The 18060-nt window shown below is 61.2% G+C and carries 17 protein-coding genes; 8 read left to right on the top strand and 9 right to left on the bottom strand.

What is annotated here, in order from left to right; all coding sequences use genetic code 11:
• The first annotated feature begins 46 nt into the window (after positions 1 to 46).
• Genes ACQY7U_RS03775 through ACQY7U_RS03805 form a run of 7 tightly spaced genes read left to right on the top strand, consistent with a single transcriptional unit; the run spans position 47 to position 6417 of the window.
• Positions 47 to 1132: an ABC transporter ATP-binding protein gene (locus ACQY7U_RS03775; protein WP_428642119.1), complete on the top strand. Its 1086-nt coding sequence runs from the start codon at positions 47 to 49 to the stop codon at positions 1130 to 1132.
• Positions 1129 to 2484, top strand: a complete 1356-nt coding sequence (locus ACQY7U_RS03780) for an aspartate aminotransferase family protein (RefSeq protein WP_428642122.1) — start codon at positions 1129 to 1131, stop codon at positions 2482 to 2484. Before ACQY7U_RS03775 ends, ACQY7U_RS03780 begins: the two co-directional genes overlap by 4 nt.
• 8 nt (positions 2485 to 2492) lie before the next feature.
• On the top strand, positions 2493 to 3422 hold the full coding sequence (locus ACQY7U_RS03785; protein WP_428642124.1) for a 3-keto-5-aminohexanoate cleavage protein: 930 nt from the start codon (positions 2493 to 2495) through the stop codon (positions 3420 to 3422).
• A 2-nt stretch (positions 3423 to 3424) separates the two neighbouring features.
• Entirely contained in the window at positions 3425 to 3913 is a 489-nt protein-coding gene (locus tag ACQY7U_RS03790) for an N-acetyltransferase family protein (protein WP_428642126.1), read from the top strand.
• On the top strand, positions 3910 to 4932 hold the full coding sequence (locus ACQY7U_RS03795; protein WP_428642128.1) for a histone deacetylase family protein: 1023 nt from the start codon (positions 3910 to 3912) through the stop codon (positions 4930 to 4932). The genes ACQY7U_RS03790 and ACQY7U_RS03795 overlap by 4 nt, the downstream gene beginning before the upstream one ends.
• Complete coding sequence (locus ACQY7U_RS03800) at positions 4929 to 6029, top strand: NAD(P)/FAD-dependent oxidoreductase (protein ID WP_428642131.1); 1101 nt, start codon at positions 4929 to 4931, stop codon at positions 6027 to 6029. The genes ACQY7U_RS03795 and ACQY7U_RS03800 overlap by 4 nt, the downstream gene beginning before the upstream one ends.
• Before the next feature lie 34 nt (positions 6030 to 6063).
• Positions 6064 to 6417 (top strand): RidA family protein, encoded by a 354-nt coding sequence (locus ACQY7U_RS03805; protein WP_428642133.1) that lies wholly within the window; start codon positions 6064 to 6066, stop codon positions 6415 to 6417.
• 226 nt (positions 6418 to 6643) lie between these two features.
• Here the strand turns inward: ACQY7U_RS03805 and groL are convergent, their stop codons facing one another.
• The 5 genes from groL to ACQY7U_RS03830 all read right to left on the bottom strand — a co-directional run bounded on the left by groL (position 6644) and on the right by ACQY7U_RS03830 (position 12128).
• A complete protein-coding gene (groL, locus tag ACQY7U_RS03810; RefSeq protein ID WP_428642135.1) occupies positions 6644 to 8287 on the bottom strand; it encodes a chaperonin GroEL in 1644 nt (547 codons plus the stop codon).
• 56 nt (positions 8288 to 8343) lie between these two features.
• Positions 8344 to 8631, bottom strand: a complete 288-nt coding sequence (groES, locus tag ACQY7U_RS03815; protein ID WP_428642137.1) for a co-chaperone GroES — start codon at positions 8629 to 8631, stop codon at positions 8344 to 8346.
• 308 nt (positions 8632 to 8939) lie between these two features.
• Positions 8940 to 9383 carry a hypothetical protein gene (locus ACQY7U_RS03820; protein WP_428642139.1) on the bottom strand — a complete coding sequence of 148 codons (444 nt, stop codon included), beginning with the start codon at positions 9381 to 9383 and terminating at the stop codon, positions 8940 to 8942.
• Between the two features lie 334 nt (positions 9384 to 9717).
• Positions 9718 to 11202, bottom strand: coding sequence for a sigma-54 dependent transcriptional regulator (locus tag ACQY7U_RS03825; protein ID WP_428642142.1), 1485 nt, complete (start codon positions 11200 to 11202; stop codon positions 9718 to 9720).
• Between the two features lie 146 nt (positions 11203 to 11348).
• The gene (locus tag ACQY7U_RS03830; RefSeq protein ID WP_428642144.1) at positions 11349 to 12128 is read right to left on the bottom strand and encodes a hypothetical protein; all 780 of its coding nucleotides are present in this window, start codon (positions 12126 to 12128) and stop codon (positions 11349 to 11351) included.
• A 315-nt stretch (positions 12129 to 12443) separates the two neighbouring features.
• Here ACQY7U_RS03830 and ACQY7U_RS03835 point away from each other — a divergent pair, with 315 nt between their 5' ends.
• A complete protein-coding gene (locus ACQY7U_RS03835) occupies positions 12444 to 14018 on the top strand; it encodes an EAL domain-containing protein (RefSeq protein ID WP_428642147.1) in 1575 nt (524 codons plus the stop codon).
• A gap of 106 nt (positions 14019 to 14124) precedes the next feature.
• On the opposite strand, the gene ACQY7U_RS03840 is transcribed toward ACQY7U_RS03835, so the two are convergent.
• From ACQY7U_RS03840 to ACQY7U_RS03855, 4 genes are all read right to left on the bottom strand, one after another.
• A complete protein-coding gene (locus ACQY7U_RS03840; protein ID WP_428642149.1) occupies positions 14125 to 14691 on the bottom strand; it encodes an MAPEG family protein in 567 nt (188 codons plus the stop codon).
• A gap of 110 nt (positions 14692 to 14801) precedes the next feature.
• Positions 14802 to 16127: a M16 family metallopeptidase gene (locus ACQY7U_RS03845; RefSeq protein WP_428642151.1), complete on the bottom strand. Its 1326-nt coding sequence runs from the start codon at positions 16125 to 16127 to the stop codon at positions 14802 to 14804.
• Positions 16128 to 16130: 3 nt separating this feature from the next.
• Positions 16131 to 17603: a M16 family metallopeptidase gene (locus tag ACQY7U_RS03850; protein WP_428642153.1), complete on the bottom strand. Its 1473-nt coding sequence runs from the start codon at positions 17601 to 17603 to the stop codon at positions 16131 to 16133.
• Positions 17604 to 17772: 169 nt separating this feature from the next.
• Positions 17773 to 18060 (bottom strand): hypothetical protein (locus ACQY7U_RS03855; protein ID WP_428642156.1); only part of this gene is annotated, 288 nt, incomplete at its 5' end.

The raw sequence follows: 18060 nt of genomic DNA on the forward strand, positions 1-18060 counted from the left end.
GGGTCCGGCGGCAGGTCTCCCGCTTCAGCAATTCCGGAGAAATGGCGTGAGCGCAGTTTCCCTTACCAATATCGTCAAGAAGTTCGGCGGCTTTACTGCCGTGCACCGGATGAGCATGGAGATACCCGATGGCAGCTTCGTTACGCTGCTGGGTCCTTCGGGATGCGGAAAGACGACCACCCTGCGGATGATCGCCGGCCTCATCGACCCGACCGAAGGCGACATCACGATCAAGGGGCAGCGCATCAACGAAGTGCCGATCCACAGACGCAACCTAGGCCTCGTGTTCCAGAACTACGCGCTCTTTCCCCATAAGACGATTGCGGAAAACGTCGCCTTCGGGCTGAAGTACCGGAGCATCTCTAAGGCGGATGCGGCGAAGAAAGTGAAAGATGCCCTGGAACTGGTGCAGCTGCCGCATGTCGGTGATCGTTATCCGAAACAACTCTCCGGCGGGCAGCAGCAGCGCATTGCCCTGGCCCGCGCCATCGTCATCGAGCCGGACGTTCTTCTTCTGGATGAGCCGCTCTCGGCGCTCGACGCCAATCTGCGCGAGGACATGCGCGTGGAACTGAAGCGGATCCAGCACCGGATCGGTATCACCACCGTTTTCGTCACGCACGACCAGTCGGAAGCGCTCGCCATGTCCGACAGGATCGTCGTCATGTCCAACGGGCGGGTCGAGCAGATCGGGACGCCCGAGGAGGTCTACAACACACCCGCCAGCGAATTCGTTTCAAGGTTCCTCGGCATCTCGAACATTCTCCCCGCAACCTGCCGGGAAGTGAACGGAACCGGCCCGGCGCTCGAGCTGCCCCATTTCGGCGAGATCACGGTGCCGAAGGAGCGAGCGCCCAATGTCGGCTCGGTCGGTCCGGCGCAGCTTGTCATCCGGGCGGAAAAACTGGTCCTGACGGACAAGGCGGAGCCGGCGGACGATCGGATTGCGCTGGACGGAATTGTGGAAGCCGTCGATTATCAGGGCCAGGCCGCACGCTATTTCGTGCGAGTCGGGGATCAACAGCTTCAGGCAATAAACATGATCGACCAGCGACCCTTCGCGGAAGGCGCGCCGGTATCCGTTCGTTTCCGTCCGCGCGACTGCGCGGCATTACCAGGAACCTCTCAATGAGTGGCGTAGAAACATCTCATCTTTTCTACCAGAGCCGGCAAAGACGTCCGGTGCTCGACCAGGCCCGGGGCGTCTACATGTGGGACGTCGACGGCAAGCGCTATCTGGATGGATCCTCCGGCGCAATGGTCTGCAACATCGGCCATTCCAATCCGCGCGTTCTGGACGCCATGCGCAAGCAGATGGACAAGTCCACCTTCGGCTACCGGCTTCATTTCGAGACGGAACCGGCCGAGCTTCTGGCTGCCAGGACGGCCTCGCTTGCTCCCGAAGGACTGGACAAGGTCTTCTTCGTTTCCGGTGGGTCGGAAGCCGTCGAAAGTGCCATCAAGCTGGCGCGCCAGAACGCGGTCGCGACCGGTGAGGCACAGCGCACCAAGGTCATTTCGCGGGAGCCGAGCTACCACGGCTGCACGCTCGGCGCGCTGGCCCTGACCGGTTATGCGCCGCTGACGGCCCCCTTCGATCCGATGATGCGGCCGATGCCCAAGATCCCGGCCCCGCGCGCCTATCTCGACGGGCTCGACCCGGAAGACGAGGCGACGGGCAGACATTATGCCGACATGCTGGAGGAAAGGATCCTGGCGGAGGGCCCGGAAACGATCCTGGCCTTCATCGTCGAGCCGGTGGGAGGGGCCTCCACAGGAGCGCTGGTTCCTCCGAAAGGCTACATGCGCCGCATCCGGGAGATCTGCACGCGCTATGGCGTTCTGCTGATCCATGACGAAGTCATGTCCGGCGGTGGCCGCACGGGCAAGTTCTTCGCCGCCGAACACTGGAACGTCGACCCGGATATTCTGGTGATCTCCAAGGGCTTTGCCGCCGGATATGCCCCGCTCGGAGCGATGGTTGCCCACAAGGACATTGTTACCAACGTGCTGGATGCCGGCGGGTTCCTGCACGGCTTTACCTATGCCGGTAATCCGCTCGCCTGTGCGGCCGGGCTGGCGGTGCTGGAGGAAATCGAACGCGAGGACCTCTGCGGCAATGCCGCCACGGTCGGCGCGCTCCTGAAAAGCGAACTGGAAAAGCTGATGGATCGCCATTCCATCATCGGCGACGTGCGCGGCGAGGGGCTTCTGCTGGCGTTTGAACTGGTCGAGGACAGGGCGTCTTTGCGTCCCTTGCCCAAGGAGCTGAATGCCTACAACCAGCTGGTCGACATCGCCTATGACAACGGCCTGATCATCTACTCCCGCCGCACGCGCGGCGGTTACAGCGGCGATCATTTCCTGGTCGCGCCGCCGATGATTTCGACGGCCGATCATGTTTCCGAGATCATCGAAGGCCTCGATCTGTCGCTCCGCCAGTTTCTGGACAGGATCTCGCAGCAACGAGCCAGAGCAAGCTGATATATAAAATGACGAACAAGATCATCATCACCTGTGCCATCACGGGCTCCATCCACACGCCCACCATGTCGCCGCATCTGCCGGTGTCGGCAGCGGAGATTGCGGGCCAGTCCATCGGTGCCGCCGAGGCGGGCGCTGCCATCCTGCATCTTCATGCCCGAAATCCCGCGACGGGCCAGCCGTCTGCCCGGGAAGAGGATTTCATGGCGTTCCTGCCCGAAATCAAGGCGGGCAGCGATGCCGTGCTCAATCTCTCCACCGGCGGCAGCGCAGTCATGAGCCTGGAGGACAGGATCGCCGGGCCGCTGAAGGCGGAACCGGAGATGTGTTCGCTCAACATGGGCACCATGAACTTCGCCCTCTATCCGCTGGCGGACCGCTACGACAACTGGGTTCACGACTGGGAACAGCCCTTCCTGCGGGGTACGGACGACCTCGTTTTCAAGAACACGCCGCGTGACATCGCCTTCGTACTGACCAAGATGGGCCAGGAACGTGGCGCGCGGTTCGAATTCGAGTGCTACGACGTCAGCCACCTTTACATGCTGCGCCACTTCGCGGACCGCGGCCTGATCAAGGCGCCGTTCTTCATCCAGTTCGTCTTCGGCGTTCTCGGCGGTATCGGTGCCGATCCGGAGAACCTGCAGCATATGAAGCGCATGGCCGACAAGCTTTTTGGAGACGATTACATCTTCTCGGTCCTGGCGGCCGGACGCCAGCAGATCCCCTTTGCCACCATGGCGGCCAGCATGGGTGGCCATGTGCGGGTCGGGCTGGAGGACAATCTCTATATTGCACGCGGTGAACTTGCGCGTTCCAACGCCGAGCAGGTCGAAAAGATCCGGACGATCGTCGAAGCTCTCGGCCGAAGCGTGGCGTCCCCCGATGAAGCCCGGGAAATGCTCGGGCTCAAGGGGGCGGACAGGACGGCGTTCTGACGATGAGTGATATTGAAATCAGGCGGGCGGACGCGGCGGATGCAGAACGGCTGCACGCAGCGCTTTGCAAGCTCTCCACGGATCTGAACGACACCCATATGGCGTCGCTCGACGACATGTTGCGGCATGGCTTTTCCGGAGAACCGGCCTTTTTCGCTCTGCTTGCGATCAGGAAGAGCGATGACCGGACGGTCGGAGCGCTGCTTGCCTCTCCGGTCTTTTCAACGACCCGGGGCGGCGCCGGCCTTTATGTGTCCGACCTTTGGGTCGACAGCCACGTGCGCGGTGCAGGTCTCGGTCAGCGGCTTCTGGCAGCCGCCGTCGATCTTGCTCCGGAAAACTGGAGCGTCACTTTCGTGAAGCTTGCCGTCTATCACGACAATCCGGATGCACAACGGTTCTACGAGAGACTGGGTTTCAAGCCACGCAAGGACGAAACCGTCTTCGACCTGATGGGGCCGGAACTGGAAAATTTGAGGAAACGTCCATGAAAGCCATTTTTGACGAGCGCCAGTGGGCGCACGACCCGAAGCACTTCATGGCGAATGGCGCTCTGCTGCCCAATCCCGAGCAGCCAAGGCGGATTGAGGTCCTGAAGAACGGAGCGGAAGCGGCCGGTTGCCGGTTCGAAGCGCCGGGAGACCATGGCCTCGGCCCGATCTCCGCCCTGCATTCGGCTGAATATCTGGTTTTCCTGCAGACGATCCACAAACGCTGGAGCCGCATCGAAGGGGCTTCGGACGAAGTTATCCCGAACATTCATCCGGACCGGCGCACTGCCTCCTATCCGCGCTCTGCCGTCGGCCAGGCGGGCTTTCACCAGGCCGACACAAGCTGCCCGATTGCGGGAGGGACCTGGGAAGCTGCCTATTGGTCCGCCCAGTGTGCGGTTGAAGGCGCGGATCTGATGGCATCGGGCGAGCAGGCGGCCTATGTGCTTTCCCGTCCGCCCGGCCACCATGCCTTCGGTGATCTGGCCGGCGGGTTCTGTTTTCTGAACAATTCCGGAATCGCTGCCGAACGGTTGCTGAAGGCTGGCAAACGTCCCGCCATTCTCGACATCGACGTCCATCACGGCAACGGCACGCAAGGCATTTTCTATGAACGAGGAGATGTGCTGACCGTCTCCATCCACGCTGATCCCGTGCGTTTTTATCCCTTCTTCTGGGGGCACGGACATGAGCGCGGCGAGGGCGCAGGACGCGGCTGTAATCTCAACCTGCCTCTGGTGCGCGGGACGAACGACGACGATTACCTCAAGACGCTGGAAACGGCCTTCGATCATATCCGGGCCTTCGGCACCGATGTTCTGGTTGTCGCCCTGGGTCTGGATGCTTATGAGAAGGATCCCCTGAAGGGGCTGGCCATCACCACGCCGGGTTTCGGCCGGATCGGGGCGGCCATTGCCGGGCTCGGCCTGCCGACACTCTTCGTGCAGGAAGGTGGCTACCTTTCCGAGGAACTTGGCCAGAATCTCACCAGCTTCCTGAAAGGATTCCAGGACGCATGACCGAAACCTCCGATTTCCTGATCCTCGGCGGGGGGATTGCAGGAGCCGGTGCGGCCGCGCGCCTGGCGCCTGACGCCTCCGTAACGGTCCTTGAAATGGAAGATGCACTCGGCCGGCATTCCACCGGCCGCTCGGCCGCGATCTTCATCCGCAACTATGGCAACCGGACTCTCAGGGCGCTGAATGCCGCCTCTGAGCCGGTTTTGAAGAATCCCGAAGGCATTTCCGACTTCAGCCTTCTTTCGCCGCGCGGTGAAATGCTGATCGCGACGGAAGACGAGCTCGCCCATTTTCACGACTACCTGGAAGGGGCGGACGGCATGGAAGTGCTGACGGCGGAGGAGGCGGTCGCCCTCTTTCCGCTGCTCCGCAAGGAAGGCATTGCCGCCGCTGCCATTGAGCGGGACGCACAGGACATCGACGTCGACCGTCTGCTGCAGGGCTTCGCCCGCCATGCGAAAAGGCACGGCACGAACATCGTCACGGAAGCTCCGGCGCAGCGTATCGAGAGGGCGGGCGGCGTGTGGCGTGTCGACACCCCGAGAGGCACTTTTGAGGCTCCCGTTCTGATCAATGCCGCCGGCGCCTGGGCGGACCAGGTGGCCGAAATGGCAGGCGCCGGGACGGTCGGACTTGTGCCAATGCGCCGCTCGGCAGCCATTGTTCCGCCTCCGGACGGTGTGGATGTCACAAAATGGCCGCTTGTCGCCAGTGCCTCGGAGAGCTGGTACGTCAAACCGGATGCCGGCAAGCTGATGGTCTCCCCGGCGGACGAAGATCCGGTTGACCCGCACGATGCCTGGCCGGACGACATGGTGCTTGCCGAGGGGCTCTACCGGTTCGAACAGGCCGTCACGATGCCGGTGACGCGCGTGGAACGGAACTGGGCGGGCCTGCGCAGTTTTGTATCCGACCGGACGCCCGTGGTCGGCTTCGCGCCGGATGCGGAAGGTTTCTTCTGGCTGGCGGGGCAGGGGGGCTACGGTGTACAAACGGCTCCCGCCCTGTCGCAGCTTGCAGCGGACCTGTGTTTTGAACGGTCTTCCGAGCTGCAGGACGACGTTATCAACTCGCTGAACCCCGCACGCCTATTCTGAGCGTGTCTCATTCAAAACCAGAAGGAATTACCAAATGTCCGATATCAAACGGCTGGAATCCGGCCCGCGCATGAGCCAGGCCGTGATTCATGGCGGTCTTGTTTATCTTGCCGGCCAGGTCGGCAATGCCGGTGACAGTGTCGCGGACCAGACCCGGACGATCCTTGAAAACATCGAAACCCTTCTGGAGAAATCCGGCAGCGACAAGTCCCGCATCCTGCAGGCGACGATCTGGCTGGAAACGATGGACGACTTTGCCGAAATGAACTCGGTCTGGGATGCCTGGGTGGATCCGGCCAATCCGCCGGCGCGCGCCTGTGGCGAATCCCGGCTGGCAACGCCCGACTACAAGGTCGAGATCATCATCGTCGCTGCCGCAAAGGACTGACCGTTTTCCGGCATCCCGGACAACTGGTCACGCTGATTTTCAAATGAAAGAAGGGCGGCTCGAGAGCCGCCCTTTCCGTAAAGCTTGTGAGCTTCAGGCTTCTTGGAAGCCCATGCCGCCTCCCGCGCTGCATGGCGGCGTAAACTGAAAATGTTGGGCGGCGTGCGATGAAAAAAGGGCGGCTCGAGAGCCGCCCTTTCCGTAAGACTGATGAGCCTTGGACTTCTTAGAAGCCCATGCCGCCCATGCCGCCCATGTCGCCGCCCGGCATTGCCGGTCCAGCGTCTTTCTTCGGCAGTTCGGCAACCATGGCTTCGGTGGTGATCAGCAGACCAGCGACGGAAGCTGCGTCCTGCAGGGCAGTACGGACAACCTTGGTCGGGTCGATGATACCAGCTTCGATCATGTTGACGAACTGCTCGGTCTGAGCGTTGAAGCCGAAGGAAGCGTCGTCGTTTTCCTGGATCTTGCCGACAACGATGGAGCCTTCGACACCAGCGTTTTCAGCGATCTGACGGATCGGAGCTTCCAGAGCGCGCAGGACGATCTTGATGCCTGCTGCGATGTCGGCGTTGTCGGAAGTCAGAGCTTCAACAGCCTTTTTCGCACGCAGCAGAGCGGTGCCGCCACCCGGGACGATGCCTTCTTCAACGGCAGCGCGGGTTGCGTTCAGAGCATCGTCGACGCGGTCTTTTTTCTCTTTCACTTCGATTTCGGTCGCACCGCCAACGCGGATCACGGCCACACCGCCAGCAAGCTTGGCAAGACGTTCCTGCAGCTTCTCACGGTCGTAATCGGAAGTGGTTTCCTCGATCTGTGCCTTGATCTGGCCAACGCGGCCGTTGATGTCGTCCTTGGAACCTGCACCATCGACGATGGTGGTGTTTTCCTTGGTGATGGACACCTTCTCGGCGGTGCCGAGCATGTCGAGGGTCACGTTTTCCAGCTTGATGCCGAGATCTTCGGAGATCACGGTGCCGCCGGTCAGGATCGCGATGTCTTCCAGCATTGCCTTGCGGCGGTCGCCGAAGCCCGGAGCCTTGACAGCAGCGATTTTCAGGCCACCGCGCAGCTTGTTGACAACGAGGGTTGCCAGAGCTTCGCCTTCAACATCTTCAGCGATGATGAGCAGCGGGCGGGAAGACTGAACGACAGCTTCCAGGATCGGCAGCATGGCCTGCAGGTTGGAGAGCTTCTTCTCGTGCAGCAGGATGTACGGCTTTTCCAGGTCAGCCAGCATCTTGTCGGCATTGGTGACGAAGTACGGGGACAGGTAGCCGCGGTCGAACTGCATGCCTTCGACGACTTCGAGTTCGGTTTCGAGGGACTTGGCTTCCTCGACGGTGATGACACCTTCGTTGCCGACTTTCTGCATGGCTTCGGCAATGTCCTTGCCGACCTGCTCGTCGCCGTTGGCGGAGATGGTGCCGACCTGTGCCACTTCAGCGGAGGTGGTGATGGTCTTGGAAGCAGCAGTCAGAGCCTTGACGGCTTCGGCAGCAGCAAGATCAACGCCGCGCTTCAGGTCCATCGGGTTCATGCCGGCTGCAACAGCCTTGGCGCCTTCCCGGACGATGGACTGGGCCAGAACGGTTGCGGTGGTCGTGCCGTCGCCAGCGATGTCGTTGGTCTTGGAAGCCACTTCGCGCACCATCTGGGCGCCCATGTTTTCGAACTTGTCTTCCAGTTCGATTTCCTTGGCAACGGAAACACCGTCCTTGGTGATGCGCGGTGCGCCGAAGGCCTTGTCAAGAACGACGTTACGGCCTTTCGGGCCGAGGGTTACCTTCACGGCGTTAGCAAGGATATCCACGCCGCGCAGCATGCGCTCGCGAGCGTCGGAGGAGAATTTTACTTCTTTAGCAGCCATGTGATCGTCTCACTTATTCTGGAATGATTGTGAAATCAGAAGCGGTTCGCTGTGAATTAAGCGATCACGCCCATGATGTCGGATTCCTTCATGATCAGCAGGTCTTCACCGTCGATCTTGACTTCGGTGCCGGACCACTTGCCGAACAGAACACGGTCGCCTTCCTTGACGTCGAGCGGGATGAGCTCGCCGCTGTCCTTGCGGGCACCGGTGCCGACAGCGATGATCTCGCCTTCCTGCGGCTTTTCTTTCGCGGTGTCCGGAATGATGATGCCGCCAGCGGTCTTTTCTTCAGAGTCTACGCGGCGAACGACAACACGGTCGTGCAGTGGACGAAATGCCATAACACTGTTTCCTCTCATGAGCGCGCCCCACGCAATTAGGCAGCGCGCGAGACATGAACATTGGTTGACTTGAACGGAAGAGCTTCACCCCTCCCGTCGCGTATTAGCACTCCTCAATGGCGAGTGCTAACAGCGCCTTCGATTTATGTAGCCGGGCCGGGCTTGTCAATGCTTTGAGAGGAGAATTTCTACACTGTTTCCGGTGTGGGCCGAGTCCGGCAGGCGAGAGGGCGGCGGTTCCTACGGTGCAGCCGGACTATCAGCACGCAAGATGGCGGATTTTTGGCTGCCGCGACGCCCTTTCCGGGTCAGTTGCTGGCGGAAATGGCGAAGGGCAGCGTAAATGCGGACTGCTTGCCGCCGATCAGGTCGGTGAAGGTGGCCTCCAGCTTGTAGCTGCCTGCGGGCAGGCCGCTGAACTGAAAGGACAGTGTTGCCGCCAGTTCCCGCTTTTTCGAACGGCCGTTGCCGGAAAAGGTTGCGAAATCGTCCTGTTCGGCGAGTACCTGACCGGACAGGTTGAGCAGCTTGTAGCTGGCGGTCAGTTCGTAGGCATAGCCGTCGTCAGTCTGGCGGAAAGCATAGCCGACGGGTTCCGCGTAGACAGACAGTGTTTCGCTATCTGTAAAGGTGGTGCCGGAGCGCGGTGCGTAGTGGCCGTACCCGGACCCGGTGCCGTCGGTGAAGGTAACCTTGGAAAAGGCCAGGCCGGAGGCGTTCCAGGCCTGGTCATAGGCGGTCAGGGCACTCACGAAAGCTTCTGAAGGTGCTGAGCTGGTTTCCTGCTGGGCCGAGGCGGACAGAATTCCCGCCAATGTTCCAGCCGTAATGAGTACGGCAGATGCAATCTGCCGGGTTGCAAGTCTTCCAGTCAGCAACGTCATATTTCCCCGCACGCCCTTAAATCTTGTCATTATTTAGCGATTTGGCCGATATAGACCGACTTTTGCGCAGACACAAGAAAATGTGTGCAATGCAGTAAACGAAACTGTCCTGCTTTCATGTGTTTATGCATGAAAGCAGGAAGCTGATCGGATCAGAGCGGGATGACGTCGCCGCTGTGGCGCGGAATGGGGGCGATGCCGGTCAGAGGCAGCGTGCCGACCAGGACTGACGCTTGCGGTAGATCGTTGACGGGCTGATCTCAAGTGCCGCCGCGGCCATGGCTATGTTGCCGTCGAAGGCATCAAGGGCATCCTCGATGATCCTGCGTTCCTGGGCCCAGAGCGGTTCGATCGTGCCGAAGGGTCGGCTCGGGGCGCTTGCCCGGGACCGCTCGCGGGAGAGGTCGATGACCGCGGTGGGGCGAGCGCTCTGGTCGCGGATGACCATGGGCAGCATGTCGTAGGTGACCGCAGCGCCTTCGTTCATGACAACCATCTGACGAATGGTGTTTTCCAGCTGCCGGACATTGCCGGGCCAGGAATAGGAGACGATCCGCGCTTCCGCGTCGGCATCGAAACCCTTGAAGCTGCGCCGCTCCTCGCGGGCATAGCGCTCCAGGAAGGCTTCTGCCAGGGGCAGAATGTCGTCGCGGCGTTCCCTGAGAGGGGGCAGATGGATCGGCAGCACATGCAACCGGTAATAGAGATCCTCGCGGAACCGGCCGGCGGAAATCTCCGCGACGGGATTGCGATTGGTCGCGCAGATGATGCGCGCGTCCACCTTGCGGCTTTGCGTGTCGCCGAGACGCTGGAAGGTTCCGGTCTGAAGGAAACGCAGCAGCTTGCTTTGCAGGAGCAGGTCCATCTCGCCGATTTCATCGAGGAACAGCGTGCCGCCGTCGGCCTGCTCGGCTGCACCCGCACGGTTGTCGGTCGCGCCCGTGAAGGCGCCCCGTACGTAGCCGAAGATTTCGCTTTCGATGAGATCGCGCGGAATGGCGGCGCAATTGAGCGTCACGAAGCGTTCGGAGCGCCGGTCGGACAGGTCGTGAACGGCGTTGGCGCAAAGTTCCTTGCCGGTTCCCGATTCCCCCGTGATGAAGACAGGGGCCTGCGAGGGGGCCATCCGGGCGATCTGGTCGTGGATATCCCGCATGGGGGCGGAATGGCCGATCAGCCTGTTCAGGCCGGACGGCTCCACCTTGTTCATCGAGGCCGGAACAAGCGGCTCCGGTCTTTCGGCGTACTGGCGCGGCTCCGGTTTTTCGGGAGCAACGGGAGCCGCAACGGCCGGGCGGCGCTGCTTGAGCTGGAAGCTGATCTTCGAGGCTAGCGCATCCAGTGAAAACGGCTTGGTCAGGAAATCGTGCGCACCGGCGCGCATGGCGCTGACGGCTCGCGACACGGATCCCCTGGCCGACACCGCGATGATGACCGCCTTCGGGCAGCGGACCGCGTAGGCCTCCAGGGCGTCATCACCGCCGATGGTTTCCAGATCGATGATGAGAATGTCGGTTGTCTTGTCCGCCAGGTCTTGCAGGCAGGACGTGGATTCCGTGTAGAGGATGGGATCCGAGCAGGCATGAGACAATTTCGCGCAAACCGCAGACGTGCGGGCGGCTTCGGAAGCCGATGCGTCGAGAACGCGTACTATTACAGGCAATTCTTTGCCCTCGTTACTCCCCATCTCTGGGCAACCCCCATTGCTAAGTCTGGGTCATTCGCAAATCGAAAGATTCGTCAATTTGATAATTCTCCGAACAGGGTAAACAAAGCGTTGTCAGAACGCGCAAATTGCATTTTTCGCACAATTAGGGAGTGAAAACGGTCCGCTTACAGCGAAGCCGCCAGAAAACCTGCCAGAAAGCAGGCCGCCGCCAGAAGGAGCGCGAAGGGCAGGGCGATCTGGTGGGTCATAACCCTTTGCCGAAACATCTTGAGTTCGGCGAGCGGCGCGGGCGATGCACCGGCGGTGCGGGCCTCGGCCGTCTCTTCGGAAACCTTGCCGGATTTCTTCAGACTTCCGTTTTCCGCGGAGGATCCGGCAGCCGTGGCTGGCCTGGCGCGACGGAAGACAGGGGCGTAGCTGCCTTTCGGTATTTCAATCCGTACCGGATCCGATGCGCCCGAGCTTTCGTAATACTTCGCCAGTCTGCGCCGGAGCCGTGCTGCCTCGACACGCACGATCGGGTCGGTGACCGGGTTGAAATCCTGTGGCCGGCCGAGAGCCTCCACGGCGATGGTGTAGCCTTTGATTTTTTCCCGGTGGTTGCCGAGCGTGGCGCTGACCACGAATTCAAGGAAGGCACGCAGCTGCGGAGCCGACTGGAATTCGGGACTTTGCAGGGTCTTGATGAGAGCATTCCGGATCTGTTCGTCCGTCAGCGCGTCCTGGGGAGAGGTTTGGGCCGTCGGAGCGGTGTCTGTCAGGCTTTTCGGGGAGCCGGGCCCTGAGGCGAAAGATCTCGAGCCACCGGAGCCCGCACCGGCTGGGGGGAGGTCATGTGGTGCCAATTCATCAGGGCACTGCGAAGCAAGAGGGCGAAGGCCGGTCTTGCCGTCCGTTGCAGGCTGCCGCGAAAGGCGCGTGATCGTTTGTCCGGCGGCACGCATGGCGGTCCCCCTCTTCAAACTTGATTCAAATCCCGCGACACTTGTTTACCCTACGTAAGATTAGCGAAGTCCCCCGTGGAAAGCAAAGTTTAAAAGGAGAATGCCTTCTTCTTCCGGCGTTGAGAGAAGCGTGAAAATCGGCGGAGTTTGTGATGAAATGCGCCGTGATTTGGCCGAATTGACCTTTCCGGTGACGCATAATCGGGGACAAGTCCCGGAATTCACGCCTTAAAGCGGGTTGCGGATTCGGTGGCGGCCGGTTCTTAAGGCATGATTAACCACTGATATTTGATTCGAGACGGAATAGTCACACGCATGGGCCGGACAGGGACCATATTCGTAGCAATCTGCATGGGCGTTATCGCCTTGTCGTCGGCGACGGTGCTGATCTTTCAGTTCGGCCGCCCCTTCGGCGAGGCTGTCTCCCTGTCGCTCGCGCTGATGTGCACCATGATCCTGTTCCATCTGCTGATCGGTCGCGCCCGTGACCGGGGTGCGGTCAGCGAAGCGGTCGACCGTCTGGAAGAGCGCATGGCCGATCTCGACGAGGATGTCGGCAATCTCGAAGGCCGGCTGACGGGCATGGAACACACAATGCCCCGGCGCACGCGTGCTGAAATCGATCCCCTGTTTGCCGAAGTGGAAGTTCTGGGGACACTGGTCAAGCAAATGGCGGAAGCCATGTCCGACCTGGAAACCAAGGTCGAGGATCAGCAGCAGCTGACACCGCCGCCGCGTATGCCGAGCCTGCCGAGCTATCCCCGGAGCCAGCCTTCGTATCCGGATTACCCCCCTGCACAGCACATTCCCTATCCGGAACCGGAACGGATGGAGCCGGCGCAACAGGCACGCGACGCCTTTCCGCCTCCCTACGAGGCGCAGGGCAGGCAACAGCCGCAGCCCGAAAGACCGCCGGTTCGCCGCGACATGTCGGAACTCGACCGGCGTTACGGCGTGCACGCGCCGCGGCAGGACGATGCCGCCGCCCGCTATCCGGACCCGTATGCCGGCGAAGAGAACGCCTACAGACCCGACCGGTATCCAGAGGCCGATCCTTCCCCGGTTCCTCCAGCGACGATGGAACCGCAAAAGCCGCAGCCGAACACGGCGATGCGCGAGCTCATCACGTCCGCCCTCAATGCCAACCGGGTCGAACTGCATCTCCAGCCGATCGTGACCCTGCCGCAGCGCCAGGTGAAGTATTATGAGGCCTTCACCCGGCTGCGCGATGGCAGTGGCAATTCGGTCGAGGCGGCCAGCTTCCTGCCGGAGGCGGTGCGTTCCGGCCAGATCGCCCGGATCGACAATCTGCTGCTGTTCCGGTCGATCCAGGTCATCCGCCGGCTGACCTCGCGCAACCGCAATGCTGTCCTCTTCTGCAACATCTCCTCCCATTCTCTGGTGGATGAGACGTTCTTTCCCGGTTTTCTGGAATTCGTGAAGTCCAACAAGGAGTTCGCGGATGTTCTCGTTTTCGAGTTCTCCCAGCCGGATGTCGCCGAAATGGGACCGATGGAGCTGGAAAGCCTGAGTTCGCTCTATGAAGTCGGCTTCCGTTTCTCCATCGACCAGATCTCCGACATGAAGATGGACTTCCATTCACTTGCCGGGCGCGGTTTCAAATACGGCAAGCTGCACGCCGACTATCTGATCGGGCGCCGGGAGGCCAAGCACGGGCACATTCACCCGTCGGACTTCGGAGATCTTCTGCATCGTTACGGCATGGAGCTGATCACGGATCATGTCGAAACGGAGTCCCAGGTTCTGGAGCTGCTCGACTACGACGTGAAACTGGCCCAGGGCAACCTGTTCTCACCGCCCCGCCCGGTCAAGGCGGAGGTGCTGCAGGGCACGCCCGCACCCGGCCCGCGGAGATCTGCTGCGGGCTGATCCGGCGTGGAGTTTCAATTGCAATTGGGCAAATTCCAGCACTACGCAGGCCTCGCCTGCGGCTGCCGCATTGCCACGGATGCGAACGAACCCGATGCGGGCCGGTTCACAGAAAGGCAGCTATGGCCAGGTAGCCGGCCAGTCCATAGAGCGACGTCAGACTGATGCTCATAAACAGGCCACGCGCATTGTCCATTCCCGCCAGATAGGACCAGGTGTGTCCCAGCCGCCCCAGCGAAAAACCGACCAACCATGTGATGGCTGCCGCGGGCGGGGGAGACACGATGCTGAAGAGAAACGCCAGCAACGCGAAGTGAACGGTGTTTTCAGTCGCGTTGGCATGGGCATTGTGGCGCCGCTCGAGTTCGCGAATGCCTTCATCGGAAACGTCGCTTCTATTGCTTGCACTCGCGTCCCATTCCTCGGGCGTCGCATGCAGGCCGTATTTAAGGCGTGTCAGTTCCGTACTTGTCATCAGCCAGGTGTGATTTGCCAAAAGCAGCAACAGGCTGGCGATCAAGGCCAGAATGACGGGTTGGGCGGGAAGCGAAGCCGAGACCGGGAAGACGCCGAACACAAGGGAATTGGCGGCCAGCGCGATGATGGCCAGCACAAACGGGTAGGCCAGGATGATCCGGTGAAATTTTTTCTTGCGGGTATCGTCGCGCGGCATGTGGAACCTGTTTTGACTTTCATACAGGTTCCACGTCTTAAACAGCTCGCCTTACGGGTGCGATAAACATGATCGTGAAGCGGCTGCGCTTCATGCGGTCCTCGTCCGGCTCAACCCTGCGTCGGCCCTACCGTTACGATGGTGGGAACCTTGTCCGCCAGGAGCCGCCTGGCCACGCGCCTGACGTCCTCGAGGGTCACGGCTTCGATCTCGCTGTTGCGTCGGTCGAAGTAATCGATGCCGAGGCCTGAATTCTGCAGGGCGACCAGCTGCCGGGCAATCTTGCCGGAACTGTCGAAACGCAGCGGGTAGGACCCGGTGATATATTGCTTGGCGGAGTGCAGTTCTGCTTCGGTCGGGCCTTCCTCTGCCATGCGCCGGAGCTGATCGAGCATGACCTTGATTGTTTCGTCCTTGCTTTCGGCCTTGGTTGCTGCCGAGCCGAGCAGGAGGCCGGTATGTTCATAGGGAGACAGCGACGTGCCGGCTCCATAGGTCAGGCCTCGTTTTTCGCGGACCTCCTGATACATCCAGGAGGTGAAGCTACCGGCTCCCAGAATGTGGTTCATCACATAAGCGGCCTGATACTCCGGATCGTCCCGTTTGAGGCCGGGAAGCCCCAGGAGGATCGTCGTCTGCGGAACGTCTAGTTCCCTGGCGATTTCCTGGCCGAATTGCGGTTCGAGTTCGGCTACCGGCAACTTACCGGTGTTTTCCGGCAGGGAGGAGAACACTTTGTCGAGCAGTGGCTTGAGGGTTTCGGCATCGATCGCGCCGACAACGCCGATGTTGAGTCCATTCCTGGACAGGATCCTGGCGTGCTGGGCTTTGAGATCCGCGGCGCCGAGCCCGGCGATGCTTTCCGCTGTTCCGAGCGTCGGCCGGGCGTAGGGGTGGCTGCCGAACATGGCGGAGGCGAGAGCCCTGCCGGCAATCGCGTCAGGATCACTTTCATTGCGCCGGGCCTGTGCGCCGAGCTGGGTCTTCATCCGCTCAACGGGCGTATCGTCGAAGCGCGGCTCGTTCACCGCCAGTTCCAGGAGATCGGCCGCTTCCGGCAGCGTCGAGGTGAGGGTCCTCAGGCTGCCATAGAACCGGTCCTTGCCGGTGTCGAAGCTGATGCTCACGGCCAGCTTCTCCAGCTGCGCCTGGAAATCTTCAGATTTGAGGTCGCCCGCGCCTTCGTCCATGGTGGCCGCCAGCAGTCGCGTCAGGCCCTCCTTGCCCTCCGGATCCTGAGTGGAGCCGCCCTCAAAGGAGAAGTTCAAGGCGATGATGGGGACCGTGTGGTCTTCAACCAGCCAGGCTTCGACGCCCTTGGGACTGGTGACCTTCTGGATCTCGACGGCCTCTGCCGGCCGCAGAAAGGGCAGCGAGACGACAAGCGCGACTGTGAGAACGGGGGCGAGAGCTTTAAAAAGCGATTTGGCGGCCATGGGTCAGGACTTGTCTTCGGTTTTGGACGTATCGGTGAGGGAGGTGTCCGGCTCAGAAGGCGAGGGCATGCGGAGTTCCCCGACCACCGGTTGCGCATTCAGGTAGGCACGGGCCGCGTCCAGGACATCCTGCGGCGTGACGGCTTCGACCTGCGAGGGCCAGGTCTGGACATCCTTGATGGTCAAGCCGGTTGTGAGCGCTCCTCCGAAAAGGCGGGCAAGCCCGGACTGGCTGTCCTGCGCATAGATCGCGCTGGCCAGCATGCTGTGCTTGGCGCGTTCGACTTCCTCGTCGCTGACCCCGTCCTTGAGCAGTTTTTCAAGTTCGGCGGACATCAGCTCTTCCATTTCGGAGAGCGTGTGGCCCGGGCGGGGCGCGGCATAAATGCCGAAGCGTCCGCTGTCCAGCGCGCTTCCCTGGTAGTAGGCACCGGAACTGATGGCGGCTTCGTGTTCCAGGACCAGGGACTTGTGCAACCGGCTCGAGGGACCTTCTCCCAGGACATAGGACAGCACGTCGAGGGCTTCCGGAAGCGGACCCTGGCCGGTGGTCTGGCTGGGCACGATCCAGGTTTTGGAAACCGATTCCTGTTTGACGCGCGGATCTGTCACGGCAATGCGCCGTTCCCCGGCGAGCGGCGGTTCCGCCGGGCGGATACGCGGTCCTGGTTCCGCCCGTCTGGCAACCTTGCCGTATGTGTCTTCGGCCAGCTGTCGAATCTCGGCAACATCCACGTCACCGGCGATAACCACCACGGCATTGTTGGGGGTATAGAACCGGTCGTAGAAGGCAATCGCGGCGTCCTTGTTGAGCGCCTGGATTTCACTCTCCCAGCCGATCACGGGCGAGCCGTAGGGATGATTGACAAAAAGAACGGCATTCATCGCTTCGCGCAAACGGGAGCCAGGTTCACTGTCGACACGCATGCGGCGTTCTTCCAGAACCACGTCCCTTTCGGGGGCAACGACGTCGTCGCTGAGCACGAGGTTCTCCATCCGGTCCGCTTCCAGCGCCATCATGAGCGGCAGATGTTCCTTGGCAACGCGCTGGAAATAAGCGGTGTAATCCGTGCTGGTGAAGGCGTTTTCCTGACCGCCGCGCTCGGCCACCATTTTCGAGAAGGTCCCGTTGGGGTGTTTGGGCGTTCCCTTGAACATCAGGTGTTCCAGGAAATGCGCCACACCGGATTGCCCCTCCGGTTCGTCGGCGGAGCCGACCTTGTACCAGATCATGTGGGTGACGACAGGTGCCCGGTGATCGGGAATGACCACCACCTGCAAACCGTTCGCCAGCGTGAAATTTTCCAGATTGGGGGCAATGACCATCTCCGGAGCCGCGGTCGCCTCGGCGCGGGCTGGTGCCGGCACCAGCGGTACGAGCGCGCCGGCAACAAGTACGGAGAGCAGGAGAAGCCCGGCCGACCGTTTCAGGCAGGACTTGAGGGCAGGGCGAGGGTTTCGAATGGCAGGGTCCACAAGCGGCTCCAGTCTGAAATCTTGCCGAGTGCAAAATGCCCCGGCCTGCGATCCGTGTTCGAAGGCTGTTCAGGAAATGCAAAAAGACCTCCGGACGCTCTTCTCCATATAGGATGCCGCGTCCGAAGGTCTCGTTACAATTTTGTCATACGCAGCGGACGCCCGCCGGTCAGTTGCAATACTGGGACTCGCCTTCCAGACAACGCGGGTCGATCGGCTTGGCGCTATAAGGGTCGTAGTTGCTCGGTTTGCGCTTCTTCTTGGTCACGATCTCCGGCATGGGAGCATCCGGGGAAGGCGTGCTGTAGTCGGTCGGCGGTTCCGTCAGGAAACGCCGGGTGGCCAGGCCACTTTCGGCCACGCCCGCTTGCTGGGCTTTCAGCTTCTGCAGGTTTTCCCATTCCTTGGCCTGCTCTTCCTTCGACAGCGGCGCGCCCTCGGTGATTTCGTTTGCACG

The sequence above is a fragment of the Roseibium sp. genome, from assembly GCF_050301095.1.
Classification (GTDB): domain Bacteria; phylum Pseudomonadota; class Alphaproteobacteria; order Rhizobiales; family Stappiaceae; genus Roseibium.